Source organism: Psychrobacter sp. PL15 (assembly GCF_035984995.1).
Taxonomy (GTDB): Bacteria; Pseudomonadota; Gammaproteobacteria; order Pseudomonadales; family Moraxellaceae; genus Psychrobacter.
This window is the reverse complement of record NZ_JAXCIB010000006.1, coordinates 131,534-149,678: the sequence shown is the minus strand read 5'-3', so window position 1 is coordinate 149,678 and position 18,145 is coordinate 131,534. Positions and strand designations below refer to the sequence as shown.

At 43.8% G+C, this 18,145-nt stretch carries 14 protein-coding genes and 1 other RNA gene; 6 read left to right on the top strand and 9 right to left on the bottom strand.

The window, feature by feature from the left end; translation table 11 throughout:
• Window positions 1-55 precede the first annotated feature (55 nt).
• Window positions 56-1,273, bottom strand: coding sequence for a phosphoglycerate kinase (locus RCH20_RS07230; RefSeq protein WP_209958234.1), 1,218 nt, complete (start codon window positions 1,271-1,273; stop codon window positions 56-58).
• Window positions 1,274-1,738: 465 nt separating this feature from the next.
• On the opposite strand from RCH20_RS07230, the gene RCH20_RS07225 reads away from it, so the two are divergent.
• Complete coding sequence (locus RCH20_RS07225; RefSeq protein ID WP_327193100.1) at window positions 1,739-2,068, top strand: TraR/DksA family transcriptional regulator; 330 nt, start codon at window positions 1,739-1,741, stop codon at window positions 2,066-2,068.
• Between the two features lie 123 nt (window positions 2,069-2,191).
• Here the strand turns inward: RCH20_RS07225 and RCH20_RS07220 are convergent, their stop codons facing one another.
• The gene (locus RCH20_RS07220; RefSeq protein WP_327193099.1) at window positions 2,192-2,884 is read right to left on the bottom strand and encodes a thiamine phosphate synthase; all 693 of its coding nucleotides are present in this window, start codon (window positions 2,882-2,884) and stop codon (window positions 2,192-2,194) included.
• Between the two features lie 122 nt (window positions 2,885-3,006).
• Window positions 3,007-4,116 carry a D-alanyl-D-alanine carboxypeptidase family protein gene (locus RCH20_RS07215; RefSeq protein WP_327193098.1) on the bottom strand — a complete coding sequence of 370 codons (1,110 nt, stop codon included), beginning with the start codon at window positions 4,114-4,116 and terminating at the stop codon, window positions 3,007-3,009.
• 473 nt (window positions 4,117-4,589) lie between these two features.
• Between RCH20_RS07215 and RCH20_RS07210 the strand changes: the two genes are divergently transcribed.
• The 3 genes from RCH20_RS07210 (at window position 4,590) to RCH20_RS07200 (ending at window position 8,897) form a co-directional block, all read left to right on the top strand.
• Window positions 4,590-5,225: a response regulator gene (locus RCH20_RS07210; protein WP_327193097.1), complete on the top strand. Its 636-nt coding sequence runs from the start codon at window positions 4,590-4,592 to the stop codon at window positions 5,223-5,225.
• 66 nt (window positions 5,226-5,291) lie between these two features.
• Window positions 5,292-7,157, top strand: a complete 1,866-nt coding sequence (locus RCH20_RS07205) for a sensor histidine kinase (RefSeq protein ID WP_327193096.1) — start codon at window positions 5,292-5,294, stop codon at window positions 7,155-7,157.
• A 168-nt stretch (window positions 7,158-7,325) separates the two neighbouring features.
• Window positions 7,326-8,897, top strand: coding sequence for a sigma-54-dependent transcriptional regulator (locus RCH20_RS07200; protein WP_327193095.1), 1,572 nt, complete (start codon window positions 7,326-7,328; stop codon window positions 8,895-8,897).
• 35 nt (window positions 8,898-8,932) lie between these two features.
• Here RCH20_RS07200 and RCH20_RS07195 read toward each other — a convergent pair whose 3' ends face one another.
• The gene (locus RCH20_RS07195; protein WP_327193094.1) at window positions 8,933-10,462 is read right to left on the bottom strand and encodes a S41 family peptidase; all 1,530 of its coding nucleotides are present in this window, start codon (window positions 10,460-10,462) and stop codon (window positions 8,933-8,935) included.
• A gap of 266 nt (window positions 10,463-10,728) precedes the next feature.
• A complete protein-coding gene (gene gpmI / locus RCH20_RS07190; RefSeq protein WP_209958252.1) occupies window positions 10,729-12,357 on the bottom strand; it encodes a 2,3-bisphosphoglycerate-independent phosphoglycerate mutase in 1,629 nt (542 codons plus the stop codon).
• A 253-nt stretch (window positions 12,358-12,610) separates the two neighbouring features.
• Between gpmI and ssrS the strand changes: the two genes are divergently transcribed.
• Window positions 12,611-12,806: non-coding RNA, 6S RNA (gene ssrS, locus RCH20_RS07185), on the top strand.
• A 345-nt stretch (window positions 12,807-13,151) separates the two neighbouring features.
• On the opposite strand, the gene RCH20_RS07180 is transcribed toward ssrS, so the two are convergent.
• Complete coding sequence (locus RCH20_RS07180) at window positions 13,152-13,793, bottom strand: FxsA family protein (protein ID WP_209958254.1); 642 nt, start codon at window positions 13,791-13,793, stop codon at window positions 13,152-13,154.
• 209 nt (window positions 13,794-14,002) lie between these two features.
• Here RCH20_RS07180 and ruvC point away from each other — a divergent pair, with 209 nt between their 5' ends.
• Complete coding sequence (ruvC, locus tag RCH20_RS07175; protein WP_209958257.1) at window positions 14,003-14,587, top strand: crossover junction endodeoxyribonuclease RuvC; 585 nt, start codon at window positions 14,003-14,005, stop codon at window positions 14,585-14,587.
• A 99-nt stretch (window positions 14,588-14,686) separates the two neighbouring features.
• On the opposite strand, the gene RCH20_RS07170 is transcribed toward ruvC, so the two are convergent.
• The 3 genes from RCH20_RS07170 to RCH20_RS07160 all read right to left on the bottom strand — a co-directional run bounded on the left by RCH20_RS07170 (window position 14,687) and on the right by RCH20_RS07160 (window position 17,815).
• Window positions 14,687-15,586, bottom strand: coding sequence for an META domain-containing protein (locus RCH20_RS07170; protein WP_327193093.1), 900 nt, complete (start codon window positions 15,584-15,586; stop codon window positions 14,687-14,689).
• Between the two features lie 725 nt (window positions 15,587-16,311).
• Complete coding sequence (locus RCH20_RS07165; protein WP_327193092.1) at window positions 16,312-16,971, bottom strand: glutathione S-transferase family protein; 660 nt, start codon at window positions 16,969-16,971, stop codon at window positions 16,312-16,314.
• A 205-nt stretch (window positions 16,972-17,176) separates the two neighbouring features.
• A complete protein-coding gene (locus RCH20_RS07160; RefSeq protein ID WP_209958264.1) occupies window positions 17,177-17,815 on the bottom strand; it encodes a peroxiredoxin in 639 nt (212 codons plus the stop codon).
• Window positions 17,816-18,145: the final 330 nt, after the last annotated feature.

Sequence of the window (18,145 nt, the reverse complement as noted above, 5' to 3'; positions counted from 1 at the left end):
TATATTTAGTACAGGTTGTAAGCGTAATGTTACTGAATCAATAAGTACTGTAAAATTACTGGTCGCTCATTTGCAATGCCGCCACTGCTGGTAAGGTTTTGCCTTCTACGAACTCTAAGAACGCACCACCACCCGTTGACATATAACTGACCCCATCGGCCACTTGATACTTGTCAATCGCCGCTAGTGTATCGCCGCCACCAGCGATCGAGAAGCCCTCACTATTCTTGACTGCAGTCGCCACAATTTGAGTGCCAGCACCAAAGGCATCTACTTCAAAAACCCCAACCGGCCCATTCCATAAGATGGTTTTTGCATGAGCAATAGCCTCGGCTAATATGGCAGCACTCTGCGGTGCAATATCTAAAATCATATCATGTTCGCCGATAGCATCAACAGCTTTGACAGTGGCGGTTACCTGTTGCAAGGAGCCAATAAAGTCGGTAAAGTCGATGTCATTTTTATCAGCAACCACGACATACTCAGGCAATAAGATCTCCGTTTTTTGCATGATTTGACGGGCAGTATCAACCAAGTCTGCCTCATACAAGGAGGCGCCAACACTATGACCTTGTGCCGCTAAGAAAGTATTGGCAATGCCACCACCAACAATAATTTGCGTACAAAGCGCTGCTAGACTGTGTAAGACTTCAAGTTTAGTCGATACTTTTGAGCCCCCAACAATAGCCAGCATCGGCTGCGCTGGCGCTTCTAGGGCTTTACTTAATGCATCTAGCTCGGCGGCTAATAAAGGGCCTGCGCACACCGTTTTATCCGCTTGACGCATCGCTTGAGTAACGCCTTCCGTTGAGGCCTGCGCACGATGAGCGGTGCCAAAGGCATCCATCACAAATATGTCGCATAAATCAGCGTATAGTTGTGCGAGCACGGTATCATTATTCTTTTCACCTTGGTTAAAGCGAACATTTTCTAACAGTACTACCTCGCCGGCCTTGATGGTTACCCCTTGAGTGAGATAATCGCGGTCAAGCGTCACTGGCTGGGTTAACTGCGCCCCTAGCTTATCTGTTAAATACTCAGCAACCGGGGCCAATGAATATTGCGCTTCGGGCGTGCCTTCAGTTGGACGACCTAAATGCGAGCAGATAATTACTGCCGCACCCTTGTCTAGCGCCATTTTAATGGACGGCAAACTGGCTTGCAAACGGGCATCACTAGTAATCTTGCCGCCTTTGATAGGTACATTTAGATCTTCGCGAATTAATACCACTTTGCCGGCTAAAACCAACTCGCTCATACGCAAAAAATTCATTACCTGCTCCTATGCTAGGTCTCAATCTATCTATTAATTTTTAATGTTTTATCTTCGTTAAGTGATCTTTATGAATTGGTTCTTATTGTTAGCTTTTTGATGGGTAATTTTATCAAAAATATTTAGTAGCAAACAATAGCCGCTGCATTCTATCAGCTTTCTACCAAGATCCTATCAAATTGCTATCAAAGCTCTATCAAATTGCTATTAAAGCCCTATAGGCAAGCTGCTATAAACTTTAGCCGTGGCTTTAAATATAGAGGTAGCGCAATCTCAAATTCTTAAGACTATTGTTAAAACCAAAAAATCAGTTGTCGACTGTAGAGATAGATCAGCCAAGGTTAATTAAAAAACCCAGTAACATTTCGTGGTGGTACTCAGTCACTACCGCCCTTATGATAGAACAGTAGACAATAACAACAATCCTTTCCACAATAATTTATTAAAAGCGATCAGGAGATCATTATGAGCGTTGACTTAGATGCTGCCAAACAGAAACTATTAACACTACAAGAAGAGTATGAGACCCGCATTGAGAAAATAAAAAATGACATTCAAAATCCGCAGGATGAGCTCAATAAAGACTGGGAAGACCAGGCAATCTCTATTCGTCAGAATGATACCCGCCAACTGCTAGCAGCTGAAGCACACCAAAACCTTATTTATGTTAAAAATGCGCTAGGCATTATTGCAAACGGGACTTACGGGGAATGCGAAGTATGTGGTAAAGATATTCAGCCCCAACGTTTGGAAGCCGTCCCCTACGCCACCTTATGTATGGATCATGCTGAATAGTTTTTAACCTTAACGCATAACCCATGCATTATAAAAACCATTGCTGCTTGCTTAAGCCAGTCACTTTTCAAACAGTTACTTGTTAAACAGTTACTGGATTTAGAGCGTGTTGAATTTAAGATATTAAGCAGGTGATTGCCATTCGGCAAGCGCCTGCTGCCACTCTTGACAACGCTTAGTAATCCTATCAAGCGGTAAATCCATAATATCACCCACAACCGCAATATAAGTAATTGGTAAGCCTGCTAGCTGTCCAATGTTTTCGGCCGTTAAACCCCCAATCACACACATATCAATGCTTTTATTAACACTGTTATCCCTACCTTGCTGACAGCCATCGATAAGCTGCGAGCGCGAGAGGGTATTGGCATTCGGTTTGGTAGTGGAGGCAAATACCGCTCCCATTGCCGCATAGCTCGCACCGTCGTCTTGCGCTGCTTTTACTAAATCCACATTACCATGACAAGTCCGTCCAATAATCGTATTGGGCATTAATTGCTGTTTTGCCTGACTAATACTGCCGTCCTGCTGTCCTAAATGTACCCCAACTCCCAGCTGAGCTGCCAGTGTGAGGTCATCATTTATTACTACTAGCACGTTATATTCTGCGGCCAATGCCACAATTTTCACCGCTTCGTCATATAGCAATGTTTGTCCATTTGGCATTGCGAGTACTTGTTTGCGCCGAATCTGTAATAATCCTATCAATCCTGTGGCCAAGGCAGTCTCGAGCTTGCGGTAGAGCAACTCAAACTCGTCATCATTGGTAAGTAAATACAACTTAGGCACGGGTACTAGCGTTAGGAGTTTAGCCATATGAATATCCTCAAACTCTGAGCAAAAAAAAGACCGTTATAGCAGATAACAGCCTTTTTATTTACGTTACGACGTAATTTTTATGGGGGAAATAACATCATAAATATTTATAAAAATTTTATTTAAACTGTACGGCGAGTTGCTAAGCTACTTAAGATATTTTTAGCATCGCCCCAACGCGTTGCTGAACTGTTAGCGCCTAGGATAACAATAATGGCTGGACGATTGTTAACCCGAGTTTCCATGACCACACAACGACCCGCTTCATTGATAAAACCTGTTTTTGAGATACCAATTGGATAGTCACCAGAACGTACTAGGCTGCTGGTATTGTTAGCTTTATAAGTGCGGTTACCGCTAGAGTTATTACCCACGAAAAAGTCATAGCTTTTGGTGGTAGAAAAACGGCGGATGACATCATAGTTGCCAGCAGCACGTACCATTTTGACCAAATCATTTGATGAAGCAACGTTACGGGCATCAAGACCGGTTGGATCACCAAAAAAAGCGCTACTCATCCCTAAATCTTGCGCTTTACGGTTCATCGCACGCATAAAGGCATCGTAGCCACCTGGATAATTACGGGCTAAGGTTTTTGCCGCAGGGTTTTCTGATTTCATTAAGGTCATTAACAGCACCTCAGCACGGTTCATGCGATCACCTGACTTCAGATTTGAGCTGGCACGCTTTGGACCCACAAAATCACTGGGCACCAGGGTAATCTCTTGGCGCATATCTTGTCCGCTATCTAATACTACCATGGCGGTCATAAGCTTGGTGATCGATGCCATAGGACGAGCAATGTCCGCATCTTTTTCGTATATCGACTTGCCAGTTTCCACATCAATCACTACCACGCTGCGCGAATCAGTGCTGATCGGTAACATATCACTGCTACCAAAACTGCCACGATAGGTGGTGTTATAGGTATTAGTATTAGTGTTATTATAACTATTACTGCTGTTGCTATTACTGCCGCTACCATAACTGTTCGCATTGGTAACATTAGTAGTACCGTAGCCATTATCGACTTTTTTGATAGCGGAACCACTGGGCGTATACATAATATTGCGTGCTTCTGACAAGCTATCAGCACCACCCCAGCTCATGCGAGCACTAGAGTTAGCTTCAGCGCTACCATTAATAGTAAGTGCCGCTTGTGCAACACTGCCCAAACTCAACGAAATCAGTGCAGCGGTTACTTGCTGTTTGGTTAATGGTAGATGCTTCATTCTTCCCCCTGCTGTCGATATCACGTCGGTTACAAATAGCTTGACGCTGATAACATACCTAGCTTGTATGAATGTGTTTGTAGAGACTCATATAGAGTATTTGTATTTTTAGTGTATCATGATTTGCATTTAAGTTTGATCCGCTGCACCAATTTCATAGCATTTTTTTGATTCTGTTCAATGTTTGCTACACTTGCTTTAGTTTCAAGCAAGATTAACTAACATTCAAGCAATATATAATAATTTTCCAGCCAAATACGCTCACAATTACCTCATCATAGTGTAAAGTCAGTAGCAGCATGGCTATTGCTTGGGTGAAGTACCAATATTTACATGGTTTGTATGAATTACAAACATTAGTTGAAGTAGATTCACTTTAATGATTCACTTTAATGATTCACTTTAATGATTCACTTTAATGATTCACTTTAATGACATAGCTTCCATTTTGTCAGATAGCAAAGAGTATACCTATGATTCGAGTATTAGTAGTAGATGATCATGATCTGGTGCGAATGGGCATCAGTCGTATGTTGGCTGATAGTGCTGATATTGAGGTAGTGGGCGAAGCAGACAGTGGCGACATGGCTATCAAGTTGGCCAAACAGCTGCGCCCTGATGTGGTGTTACTGGATGTCAACATGCCTAATATCGGTGGCATTGAAGCAACCAAACGCTTGGTACAACTGGATATGGGCATTAAGATTTTGGCAGTAAGTAGTATGTCCGCACAGCCTTATCCATCGATGCTCCTCAAAGCGGGCGTTAATGGTTACATCACCAAGGGTACCCCACTGGATGAGATGTTAATGGCCGTCAAAAAAGTCTATCAAGGCGGGCGTTATTTTAGTCAGGACGTGGCCGAGCAGCTGGCCGAAGTGCTGTTATCAGATAATGCCGCATCCCCTTTTGATTTATTAAGTGATCGCGAAAAACAGGTCGCGTTGATGGTGGTTAATTGTCAAAGCCCACAGGAAATTGCGGATCAATTATTTGTCAGCGTCAAAACCATTAACACTTATCGCTACCGTATTTATGAAAAGGTCAATGTCGATAGTGATGTGAAATTGACTCATTTAGCGATACGTCATGGCTTAATCCAACCGTAAACTAAATTCCTAATACTTAGGACGTGTTGAACACTTGGTAGGTATCCTTATTGTTTGAGTCAATTTATGAAAGTCGCTGTAAAAACCATCACGGCCCTTACCACCTATTTACAACAAGTTAATACCTTGCCCGCATCGCAGTTACGCCGGATTGGGTTAATTTATAGCAGTTATCGGTTGATCATCAGTATCTTTTTTATGTTGATGGTGTATATCACTACCAAAACTGATGGCAGTTTGCTACTGCCGAGCTTATTACAGCAAACCGTGCTTAGTTTTTATGTATTACTCAGCTTAATTATGCTGGGGTTGTTTTATGTGGCTACCAAACAGTTACGGCGGCAGCTCGCTTTTGGACTGGCGCTAGATGTCATTATATTAAGTCTACTGCTTTATACCAAGGGCGCGCCTGATCTACAGCTCACTATGCTGTACATGGTGGTAGTAGCGGCGAGCTTTATGATGCTACACAGCTCACAAGCGCTAGTTATCACCCTGCTCGCCATTATCTTTGTCATTTATCAGCAGTTTTTTTATGCTATCGCCAATAGCATGAGTTTGTCCAACTTAGGTGATGCATTGCTGATGTCAGCAAGCTTTTTGGCAGTGGGATTTTTAAGCTGGTCTATCTCGCAGCGCTTGGTACACGCTGAAAGGGTGGCTGCACACCACGCTAAAGAGGTCGCGCGACTTCATGACCTCAACCAAGAAGTCATCAGTCAAATGGTCAATGGGGTCATAGTAATCGATAGACAATGGATCATCTTAGCAAACCTTGCCACCTACCAACTACTGAGCATCCCTAAACACTTACTGCTGTCGCTGCCTGACGCTGCTAGCGAGATACTTACCAAAACAGTAGCCGATTCTGATATCTACCCTACTGTTCAGGACAAGTCGGCACAAAATCAGAATGACGATCAGCAAACAGATACTGACAGCAGTCTATTATCTGCCTTTCAACAACAGCTCGCTGAGCAGCATCCTCAACTGCTTGACGGCTGCTTATCAGTCGCAATTGGTCAATCACGTACCTTTACTTATGAGTTACCCGCGGCGGCCAGCGCTTCAGTAGTCGGTAAACTGCGCGTACAGATCATCCCTTTGAAAGATTGCAGCCAGCTGGTGATATTAGAAGATTTGCGCCGTGAACAGGCCAGCGCTCAGCAATTAAAATTAGCGTCACTTGGACAGTTAACCGCCAGTATTGCTCATGAAATAAGGAATCCTCTAGCAGCCATTTCCCAAGCCAGTCAGCTATTAATGGAAGAGGTCGTAGAAAGGGTTACAGATAATAATATTGCTTCTGATACTACAAGTGGCAACATCAATGCAGCAGCCCGTGATGCTCATGCTGATAGCAATCATACTAGTGAGCTAACTGGCAACCATGAGCTTTATAAAATGATCTTTGCCCAAACTAAGCGGGTCAATCATATTATTGAGAATGTGTTAAAGCTATCTCGGCAGCAGATACCTAAGCAACAAACCCTAGTGCTGGCTGAGTGGATACCACTATTCTTGGATAATTATTTTCGAGACCACGACGTTTTCTTACGCATGCACACACAACCAATCATACTGTTTGATACCCACCAGTTAGAGCAGATTTTAATCAACTTAATTAACAATGGCTTACGCCATAGTAGCTACGCTCACCCTCATGCTTATGTAGAAATCGAGATTTATTGTGCTGAGAACGATGTTATAGTTGACGTGTTAGATAATGGTACTGGTGTTAGCACTACTAATTTGCTGCATTTATTCAATCCGTTCTTTACTACCGGTAAGTCGGGGACAGGTTTAGGACTGTATTTATCTCAATCATTTTGTGAGGCCAATCAAGCCCGCCTACTTTATGTTCCTGAGCATGAAAAAACCTGCTTTCGCTTAGTTGCGCCTGCTGCTGATACTGCAGCCATGAATGACTAATGCTCACTAATTTTTTAACCAGCAGTACCGTCGCGTTTTTAAGGTATTTTAACTATAGAGCACTTATTTGAATAGAGCACTCATATAGATATATGATTCATTCAATACGAAAGAGCATCACTTGATAAAAGAACGTCACTTGTAGCAATGAACACACTGAGGTTATGTATGACAAAAACTGCGCTAGTCGTCGATGATGAAGTGGATTTATGCCGGCTGATGCAAATTACCCTAACCAAGATGGGTATTAAAAGCGACGTGGCTTACACTTTATCGCAAGCAAAATCATACTGGCAAGACAATCATTATGACTTTTGTTTGACCGATTTAAAGCTGCCTGATGGTTCAGGGCTGGAGTTGGTCAAGCAGATTAGTGACAGCTCTAGCACCCCAGTAGCCGTCATTACTGCCTATGGCAACATGGATTTGGCTATTGAGGCGCTAAAACTTGGGGCGTTTGACTTCGTCAATAAACCACTCGAACTCCCCCGTTTACGCCAGTTGGTCGAAAATGCTCTTAAGGTTATCCATCAAGATTATAGTACAGAGGTACCCACTGAAGGCTCACCTGAACAGCAGATGCTAGACAGCCGTCTGATCGGTGATTCGGCAGTCATGCAAACCCTTAAACACACTATTTTGAAGCTAGCACGCTCACAAGCGCCGGTATTTTTATCTGGTGCTTCAGGGACCGGTAAAGAGGTGGTAGCGAGATTGATTCATGATTTGAGTCCGCGCCGAGACGGCAATTTTGTACCGGTGAACTGTGGTGCAATACCTACGGAATTGATGGAGTCAGAGTTTTTTGGTCATAAAAAAGGCAGCTTTACCGGTGCCTTTGCGGACAAACAAGGTTTGTTTCAGCAGGCCAATGGCGGTACTTTATTCTTGGATGAAGTTGCAGACTTGCCACTGGCAATGCAGGTTAAACTGCTGCGCGCTATTCAAGAAAAAACCGTACGAGCTATTGGCGACACAAAAGAGGTGCCAGTAGATACTCGTATCCTGTCAGCGACTCATAAAGACTTAAATCAACTGGTACAAGAGGGCACATTCCGACAAGATTTGTACTACCGTATCAACGTTATTGAGCTTAAGCTGCCCACTCTTAATGCCCGTCGTGAGGATATTCCAGTCTTAGCCCAACATTTTTTGGCGCTCATTACTGAAGAATGGCAACTTGGTACGCCGCCGTCGTTAACGGCAGACGCTTGCCTGCGACTACAGAATCATGGGTTTGCTGGTAATGTCCGCGAGCTGCGTAATGTCCTTGAACGCGCGGTGACGCTAGCTGAAACGTCAACGATTGATATCAGTCACCTAGGGCTACCTGAGCTTAGCATCGATTATGAGACTACAAGGCATGGTGAAAAGACGATTACCGATAATCATACTGCTGCGATCTCTAAAGTTCAGAGCTCGGCGGCTGGTCCAGCAAAACCCTCTGAGCATTTAACTGACTCATTTGAGCAAAGACCAGCGGCTAGCGCTATTGTTCGAACGGAAGATAATCCACAGGTAGTAGGCAGCTCTGACAGCGAATTATCGTTTGACGGTGAGTTACCCTTAAAAGGCTTGGCAGCGTACTTACAAGACCAAGAAAAACATCTGATTATTACGGCGCTTAAACAGACTGACTGGAATAAGACCCAAGCAGCAGAGCTGCTAGGCACCACTTTTCGCTCCTTACGCTATCGGATGAAAAAGCTTGATATCGCTGAAGATCAACATGGTAAGTAGTTTTGAGTGTACCGATTGTGAATATAGGGATGGTTTTATTTTAACGGGTCTTGTCGCACAAAACGAAGTCCCGAAGACTGCACTTGTTGGCGAAGTAGATTAAGTGCTTGCTGCTCCCAGGTACTCTCATTACCCGATAAGCGCACATCGGGCTGCACGCCAATTTTATCTATTTTTTTGCCAGCGGCAGTCAGATAGTTGGCGACGGTAAGCTTAACAGCCTGCTCATCATTGAGCGGTATTACCGACTGTACCGAGCCTTTACCATAACTGATCTCGCCTACGATAGTCGCCCGCTTTTGTGCCTGTAAGCTACTTGCCAGCACTTCAGCGGCTGATGCCGAATAGCGATTTTGTAGGACGACAACTGGCAATGGTTTAAGTACTGCAGTGCCTTGGGTCGACAAGGTACGCGGGGCGCTTTGGCGACCTTTTACTTGCACTACATCGGTATCGGTCATAAATAAGCTGGCTACTTTTACGGCTGAAGTCAGTACACCACCAGGATTGTCACGCATATCTAGCAAGATACCAGTAACGGGCGCATCTAAGCCAATCAAGCTTTGTAAGATTTGCTCGCGACTGTTATTTTGAAAGGCCGGTAGCCTAATAATGGCAACACCATCAATCAGCTGGGTTTCGATAGCCTGAGGATGAGCATTGTTGCGTTGTAAAGTAGTGGTACGTTTGCGGCGACCTGCTTTTGAGACCACCACATCCACTTGCGTGCCTGCAATACCGGTCAGCAGCTGCTTGATATCATTAGATTGCTTATTTTCATCTAGCTTAAAGTCATCGATTTGATGCAAATAATCACCAATAGCAATGCCTTTTTTATCAGCAGGCGAGTCAGTAATCACCTCGGTAATGACCCAGTAACCACTCTTCGGTTGATACGTGGCTGTCAATCCGATATCACCCACATCCCCTTGAGTAAAAGCCCGTAGGTTTTCATAGGCCTCGGCATCTAAAAACTCAGCATGACTGTCAAGCTTGGTCAACATGCCACTCATGGCATTTATAAACAGCTCCTCATCGTTGACCGCCTCAACATATTCACGCCGTACTAGATCCACAACAGCAACAAAGGTCTTTAAAGTCTCAGGTGCAATAGCATTTAAAGAAACCTCGGCAACTTCAGCAGGAATATCCGTAGTTATCTCGTTTGAATCGTTATAGTCTGAGTCGATATCTAGAGCGCTGGCATCAGGTACATTGTCTATCCAGTCATCAGCTTGATCGGCTTGATCGGCTTGATCGGCTTGATCGGCTTGATCGGCTTGATCAGCAGCATCCAACATATCGTCTACCTCAGATAAGTCATCAGTACCATTCTCTACTGCCACTGCATCATCTTTTAAACTAATAAGCTGTATGCCTGCTGTAGGACTACTGACACTGGTATCGACAGGTACGGTAACGGCCGCCTGAGTAGCCGCTTGTGCGGATAGACTGGCGCTACCTAAACCGACGAGACCAATCATAAGCGCAGACTTAACGTTGACAGGCTTGATAGAGGTTGACATCACTGGGTTTGTTGGTCGTTTAAAAGCGGATAGACGCATAGAAGGACTCATCTAAAATAAGGAAGTACACAGGGTGGCTATTATAATACTATAATATTACGCTCAAATAATACCTTGTAAGATAGCATTAACAGCGCGCTAAAAACTAGGACTGTATTGCAAGTGCGCGTCTTGCCCACGAAAATATGGGCCTATAAAAAAGGGAGGGATAATAATTACCCTTCCCTTCTGTTATAGGCGTGTCGCAGTTAGAAAAACTGTCAATCCTTTGTCATTCCTTTGTCATTCCTTTGTCAATCTTATGGTTATAATGCTGGAATCAGTAAATTTTCTCCAGTCATCTCAGTAGGTGGCTCGATACTCATAAGTGCCAAAATGGTAGGGGCCACATCGCTAAGCTTACCGCCACTACGTACCTTCACCTTTTGCTCTCCGATATAAATCAAGGGCACATGCTCGGTGGTGTGCTGGGTATGTACTTGCCCGCTATCGTAATCTTGCATTTGCTCACAGTTGCCATGATCAGCGGTAATTATCATATTGCCATCCGCCGCGCGTACAGCGGACTCAATACGACCTACGCAGGTATCTAACACTTCTACAGCTTGTACAGCGGCATCAAAAATACCCGTATGCCCAACCATGTCGCCATTGGCATAATTCACGATCAATACGTCATATTTGCCTGATTCAATCGCTGCTACTAGCTTATCAGTAACCTCATGAGCACTCATTTCGGGCTGCAAGTCATAAGTCGCCACATCAGGGGACGGTATTAAGATACGCGCCTCTCCCTCATATTCTGCTTCACGACCACCACTAAAAAAGAAGGTCACGTGAGCGTACTTTTCAGTCTCAGCGATACGCAGCTGGGTTTTGCCTTTGTCCTGCAAAAATTCGCCCAGCGTATTGGTTAATGGTGCTGGATAATAAGCAATGCTAGTCTTGGCATTGTCCGCTAACACGTCTGAATATCGGGTCAGCATGACAAAAGCGGCAAGCTTCGGACGTTTGTGACGGGCAAAGCCTGAAAACTCATGGTCTGGCAATACAAATGCTTGTGCCAACTCGCGGGCGCGGTCAGCGCGGAAATTCATAAAGATTAACGCATCATTATCATCAACGGTAAACGGCGTTTCATCACGTCCAATAACGACAGTAGGGCTGATAAACTCATCGGTCTCGCGCGCTTTATAAGCGGCTTGTACCGCTCCGTCTGCACGGGTTGCCAAGCGATCGGCTTTACCTTCGGTAATTAACTCATAAGCTTTTTGCACTCGGTCCCAGCGGTTATCCCGATCCATCGCATAGTAACGGCCGATGATACTGGCAATTTGTACCCGACCGTCATAGTGGGCATTGAGTTTATTAAGATACTCACGTAAACGATTGATATATCTGTCAGCAGACTTGGGCGGGGTATCGCGGCCATCTAAAAAGCAATGAACAAAGACTTTTTTCGCGCCATGCACTAACGCGGAATGACACATGGCTTCAATATGATCTTGGTGCGAATGGACGCCGCCATCAGACAATAGACCCATGATATGCACATTGCCGCCCCGCTCATTAGCGGCGGTCACGGCGCCAACTAACGCTTCGTTTTTATAAAACTCACGATCAGCGACCTCACTTGAGATCCGAGTTGAATCTTGGTAAAGGACTCGGCCTGCCCCTAGGTTCATATGTCCAACTTCCGAGTTACCAAACTGCCCTTCTGGCAAACCAACATCTTGCCCTGACGCTGATATTAGTCCATGAGGATATTGTTGGTAAATTTTATCTAAATTTGGCATATTAGCGGCAGCGACGGCATTGTCTTTCTCATCTTCACGATGCCCAAAGCCATCTAAGATCATTAAGACATGCGGTATTTTCTTATTATTGCCCTGACTGTCTTCAATAGACTCTGATTGTTGCTGCATACTGGTCATAGATTACCGCTCCTCAAGTGGATGAACGCTTATAATGTTGTATTAGGATGTTTAAAGCCCTCTATACTACCACAAATCTCAAAATTGCCTAAAACCCGACATTTTTAGGTATTATTTCAGAAGTTATTGACCCCGTTTCTTCTGAAATAAAATTTAAAACAGCCAATTATTAGGACAGCTAAAACGATTATTAACGCAACCGACCAATCTATAAAACAGACTTGCAATCGGCTATTTCATTGGTTAAGATAGAGCTATTCTGGAGTGTTGGCTAGTGAATGTTATTTCCCTGAGCCGATAATGCTATACCTGGATGCGCTACCTATTGCTTCATTGTGTATACCTGCACCGTCCGCGGTGTCTCAGGAAACCTGCCGAGGCAATGACGTATCCGCCCTGAACTTCACGGTTCATGGGTCGCCATTTTACAGCGGCACTCCGGTTGTTATATTCAGTTACTATTACTTATTATTTGGTTGCTTTTATCTGATTAGATATCCAGTTATCCACTGGTTGTCTGCCAAAAGCCACTTAGCAAAAATGCTATGAGAGTAATACGACTAACCAGTTAGCACTGCAAATCAATAAATACTAAAAAGCCCTCTTTGTCATAACAAAGAGGGCTTTTTTTATGGCGGATTTTGTTTTGGCTTAAATCCTAGTTTAAGAGGGGCAGATCAATGATCTTCATTACTCGACTATTCGTAAATTCCGAGAGTCACTGAATTGTCTTTACTGATCCGCTTTTACAAAAAACTTCATAATATAATCGCTACTGTCTAACGACCAATCAACTACTCGTCATTAGCGGATTTAGTAATCTTCTTGACATCTTTCGGGATATTTTTGGCTGTGCCATCAACGGTGGTATGCTGTTTGAAAACATTACCAAAAGAATTTTGTTGCTGCTTATCAAACGGGTTTTGACCACCCATGCCGCCTGAACCGCCGAATGGATTCTGACCACCCATACCACCAGCGCCGCCAAATGGATTTTGGCCACCCATTTGGCCGCCCATTTGGCCACCCATCTGCTTGGCCATCATTTCCATCATTTTTTGCTGATTGTTCATGACATATTTATTGGCCACATCTTTTAGCTTCTTTTGCACAGGTGGTAATATCACTAATAATGCTAGCAGATCACTGACGACGCCTGGAATAAGCAATAAAATACCCGCGGCAGCCATAGCGACACTCTTAATCATGGTGGTCTCTGGTGGGCGCGACGACGAGTTCATCATGCCACCCGCTTTCATTTGCTGCGCCATGGGATTGAGAGTAGCCAAACCTTTGCGAATAAAAGAGACACCAATGACAGCGGCAATGATAAACCAAACAAACACCAGCCAGCCACTAACGAACTGGGCAATTAAGTACCACAGCAGCATCTCGATAATAAACCAAACAATGGCAATACCAACTATCTGACCCATAAAATGTCGTCCTATAAAATTAAAACTGAAAAAATTAAGCACTATGCAAATTAAAATATTGATCTTGTCATGTATATGGGGATGGCTTGCTATACTATCAAACTTGCAGCTTATGCTATCAAACTTACGCCCTATACTATCAAACTTACGGCGGTTTTTTAAGCTAAAAAATTATATAGAAGTAACCCGCAATACTAAAATGGAGTGTTATGGCAATTATTATTGGAATTGATCCGGGTTCACGTATGACCGGCTATGGTATCGTCCAGCAAACTGGCGATAAGCTGACGTATATTGATGCCGGTACTATTCGCACTGACACCAAAGAGATGCCTGAGCGTCTGAAGCGCATCTTTAATGGTTTGACTCGCATTACTCAGCATCACCTAAAGTACGCCGAAGAGCCTATTTATGCGGCTATCGAACAAGTATTTATGGCAGAAAACCCCGACTCTGCGCTCAAACTCGGGCAAGCGCGTGGCGCGGCCATTGCTGCTATGGTGGCCTTGGATTTAGAAGTATCAGAATATACCGCGCGGCAGATTAAACAAGCGGTTTGTGGTTATGGCGCCGCCGCTAAAGAGCAAGTGCAAGAGATGGTTTGTCGCATACTGTCGCTAGATGTAGTGCCACAACAGGATGCCGCCGACGGACTTGCTTGCGCCATCTGTCATGCACACTCCAGCCACTCTATGAATAAGCTCCTGCTCAACAGCGGTGCGCGCGGTCGCGGCGCCTCTAAGAAAAAGGGCCGCTGGCGCTTAACGGAAGAAGATTTAGGCAACTTACGTTAACAATCTGGCGTTCTTTATAAAGAGCGACGCGTGGTTTTTAGTTGAGCGGCTACTAATTTATGTCGCATTATTTATGTGACTGGCACTATTGACCCTAGCTTATTTGGCGACGGCACTTTCTATAACCGTGTCTAACACGTAGGCATATTCTTCGCCCAACGCATCCTTATCTGACCTATCGTTTGTATTCAGCTTATAACGCTGTAAACGCAATACATCATCATGCTTTCCGTCAGGCTGATAACCATCAATATCCCCTACAAAATTAGCCCACTGGCCTTCACTGATCTTCACGCCTTGCTCATTGTAAGTAACAGACCTAACTTGCAGACACATCGCTGCACTATTATCTGTACAAGGTTTGGTCTCAGAATTCACAGCCCAAAATAAGGTCTCACCTTTACTGTGATATTTTGCTTGAGAAGTCATTTTTCCTTGCCAAACTAGGGTCGCAGAATCGCTAGTAACCTGGGTGAGCATGAGTGGTTCGCCCTCAGCTAGACTTAACTGACTTTCACCCTGCATCAATGTATTTAAGCGGTTTTCAGCCACATTTAAGTCATCGCATAGCATTTTTGTACTCATACTGTCTTCAGTCGTTATCGTCTGGCCTTGGAGCTGGTAGGCGGCGCCCATCGTATTACAGCCGACGCTGTAGCTCACCGTATCTTGACCTTGATACTCACCAAAAGTCAGGATGACTTGGTCTTTAATAGCCAGTAGTGAGGTTAACGGCTGAGCATCACTATCGGTAGCAGTGGCCAATGTCCAACGATAATGGGCCAAATTATCAATCATTTTTTGCTCGGCAGTGATGTTATCAGTGGCCGGTGTGGCTTCAGCAGCCATAGCAGAGAGTACCACCTCACTGGCAGGGTCATTGGCACTGTTTCCTTCTGCCTCTGCTCCAGTAGTCGTTGAGGCATCGTTACAAGCGCTCAAAACCAAGCTGGCCGCTAGCAAACTTGGTAATAAGGCTAATTTCAAAGTCGGGGTCATAATTACACCTATCGTATTACTTATCTATTAGAGTACTTTTTTAGAGCATCTATTGGTGATAGTCGCTATTTCTAAAATACTCACCTTTAATAACCCATTCACTTTTAAAGTGGTGGTTATTAATTGGGTATTAATTGGGTATTGATTTGGGTACTAATTTAGGAACTGGCTGGGGTACTGGTTTGAGAACTAGCTAGTTTGGGAACGAACTAGGGTGCCTATTTGGTCTATTATTTTTGGTCTATTATTTTTGGTCTATTATTTTTGGTCTATTATTTGACACATAGTCGGTTCAACATAAAAGAGGGTCAGTTGTAGCAAGGTAGCACTGTGCCGTTTCTAAATTAGGTTAATGATATCGCGCCGATCAAAAACACGGAATCACCCGACCACTATAGCCTTGATGTCTATATACCTTGTAATGAAGTGTTGAGTTTCATTGCCCATATTTCTGACACGTTATTTGCAATATAGTCAATGAAAAGTAATATCGATACATAATCTACTGCTGGCATACGTTTTTCTTGCTTGCTGTGCCTAGGCAGACAGAGGCGGTAAAAAGCTGATACCAGCAGTACCGTCGCTTTTTTAAGGTATTTTAACGATAGCTACTTTTGAATTTTCTAAATGTCTATAAAAAAATATGGATAATTGCTTATAGTTGCAACTATCCACATTGTTATATCGAGCCCAGCTTAAATATTTTACAACCACTTGCACTGCTTCTAATCAACCGTTTTAGATACGGCTTTGGCCATTTTTTGGTTGCTAAAGCGCTCATGCATCATACGATAAAAACGTGCCAGATTGTCACCCTGCTTAACAGGATTTACTTTTAATAACTTACCAAAATCTAAGCCCAGATATAACACAATATCAGCAAAGCTTAGCTGATCATTTACCAAGTACTCACGATCTTGCAAAGCTGCTTCAAAATAAGCCAAGGCTTTAACTGCGCGCGCGATAGACGACGCTACGAAATCTGCTACCTGATCGACGCGCTGAGCTTTGGAGGGGTGGCCATGCTGAAAGGCCAACATAAGATTATACAACACTTCAAGCTCAGCAATACGGCGCATGGCACAGACTTGTGCACGCTGTATCACATCATTGCCCATAACCGAACGCTCACCATAGACGCGATCCAGATATTCACAGATGGCCTGGGAGTCGTTAAGTACGGTGCCGTCATCTAACGTTAATACCGGTACCGTTTGCATGGGATTAATTTTTGTAAAGGCTTCTGAGAGCTGTTCCTCAGCACCAAAGTCGATATCTATCACATCGATATCATCCATATTGTCGATATCGATGCCTTTTGAGGCCAATAAAATAATAGCTTTGCGTGGATTGGGTGCAGTGCGGGTTAGATATAGCTTTTTCATGGCAAACTCCCCATAAGGTTAATAAAGTAAGGTTAATAAAGTAGCGATTCAGCGCTTTTATCTGACCTTGCTATCATAGCAAAACCTTATCAACTCTTGTTAGGTAAATATGTCAGGCAAATAGCAAAAAGCCCCACAATCTTAAATTGTGAGGCTTTTAAATATTAGTCGTGATACTGCTTTTTTGTGCTGTACGTTGTCGAGCTTACTTGTTTGGTGCAGGCGTCGTCCGTAAATAAGGCTTAATCTCTGTATGGCCTTTAGGATAATTGGCTGCAATATCTTCGTTTTTGACACTGGGTGGAATGATGACGTCATCGCCTTCTTTCCAATCAACCGGAGTCGCGACGTTGTATTTATCAGACAGTTGCATGGCGTCAATTACTCGTACGATTTCATCAAAGTTACGACCACAGCTGGCAGGATACGTCAGCGTCAAGCGCACTTTTTTCTTAGGATCGATAATGAATACGCTTCTAACCGTAGCAGTATTATCAGCATTTGGATGGATCATGTCATATAGGTTTGCCACTTTGCGATCCGGATCAGCAATAATAGGGAAGTTCACGGCAGTGCCCTGAGTTTCTTCAATATCACTAACCCAGCCTTTATGGTCTTCTAAGCCGTCAACTGATAGTGCGATTGACTTGGTATTGCGCTTTTGAAACTCACCGCCCAATGCGGCGGTACGGCCCAGCTCAGTAGTACATACTGGCGTATAGTCAGCAGGATGTGAGAAAAAAACGACCCAGCCATCCCCCGCCCAATCATAAAAATTGATATCGCCTTCTGTTGTGCTCGCGTCAAAATTTGGTGCGTCATCACCCAAACGTAAATGTGCCATGCTTAATTCCTTATTTATGAGTAGTTTTGAGCGCTCATGCCGACGCTAATGTCGAAGTGTGCCATTGCGCTATATTATTATCATCGCGGGTTCAGCTATTAATGAATAACTTAACTAATAACTTAACTAATAACTTAACTAATAACTTAACTAATAACTAAAGCCGCGTCCTTGGAAGCTCATTCCATCTTAACAAACTGGTTACCAATGTCTTGTGATGGATTGTAATGCCATTATAACACCTGCAATACTGCTATATGAGGCTGACTACTTTCAGTAAGACCTAGATATAGTCAATGAAAAGTAATATCGATATATAACGCACTGCTG

Excerpts from the sequence above, each read along its gene's own strand:
- RCH20_RS07230 (WP_209958234.1), bottom strand. The coding sequence starts at position 1,273 with ATGAATTTTTTGCGTATGAGCGAGTTGGTTTTAGCCGGCAAAGTGGTA.
- RCH20_RS07225 (WP_327193100.1), top strand. The coding sequence starts at position 1,739 with ATGAGCGTTGACTTAGATGCTGCCAAACAGAAACTATTAACACTACAA.
- RCH20_RS07220 (WP_327193099.1), bottom strand. The coding sequence starts at position 2,884 with ATGGCTAAACTCCTAACGCTAGTACCCGTGCCTAAGTTGTATTTACTT.
- RCH20_RS07215 (WP_327193098.1), bottom strand. The coding sequence starts at position 4,116 with ATGAAGCATCTACCATTAACCAAACAGCAAGTAACCGCTGCACTGATT.
- RCH20_RS07210 (WP_327193097.1), top strand. The coding sequence starts at position 4,590 with ATGATTCGAGTATTAGTAGTAGATGATCATGATCTGGTGCGAATGGGC.
- RCH20_RS07205 (WP_327193096.1), top strand. The coding sequence starts at position 5,292 with ATGAAAGTCGCTGTAAAAACCATCACGGCCCTTACCACCTATTTACAA.
- RCH20_RS07200 (WP_327193095.1), top strand. The coding sequence starts at position 7,326 with ATGACAAAAACTGCGCTAGTCGTCGATGATGAAGTGGATTTATGCCGG.
- RCH20_RS07195 (WP_327193094.1), bottom strand. The coding sequence starts at position 10,462 with ATGCGTCTATCCGCTTTTAAACGACCAACAAACCCAGTGATGTCAACC.
- gpmI (WP_209958252.1), bottom strand. The coding sequence starts at position 12,357 with ATGACCAGTATGCAGCAACAATCAGAGTCTATTGAAGACAGTCAGGGC.
- RCH20_RS07180 (WP_209958254.1), bottom strand. The coding sequence starts at position 13,793 with ATGGGTCAGATAGTTGGTATTGCCATTGTTTGGTTTATTATCGAGATG.
- ruvC (WP_209958257.1), top strand. The coding sequence starts at position 14,003 with ATGGCAATTATTATTGGAATTGATCCGGGTTCACGTATGACCGGCTAT.
- RCH20_RS07170 (WP_327193093.1), bottom strand. The coding sequence starts at position 15,586 with ATGACCCCGACTTTGAAATTAGCCTTATTACCAAGTTTGCTAGCGGCC.
- RCH20_RS07165 (WP_327193092.1), bottom strand. The coding sequence starts at position 16,971 with ATGAAAAAGCTATATCTAACCCGCACTGCACCCAATCCACGCAAAGCT.
- RCH20_RS07160 (WP_209958264.1), bottom strand. The coding sequence starts at position 17,815 with ATGGCACATTTACGTTTGGGTGATGACGCACCAAATTTTGACGCGAGC.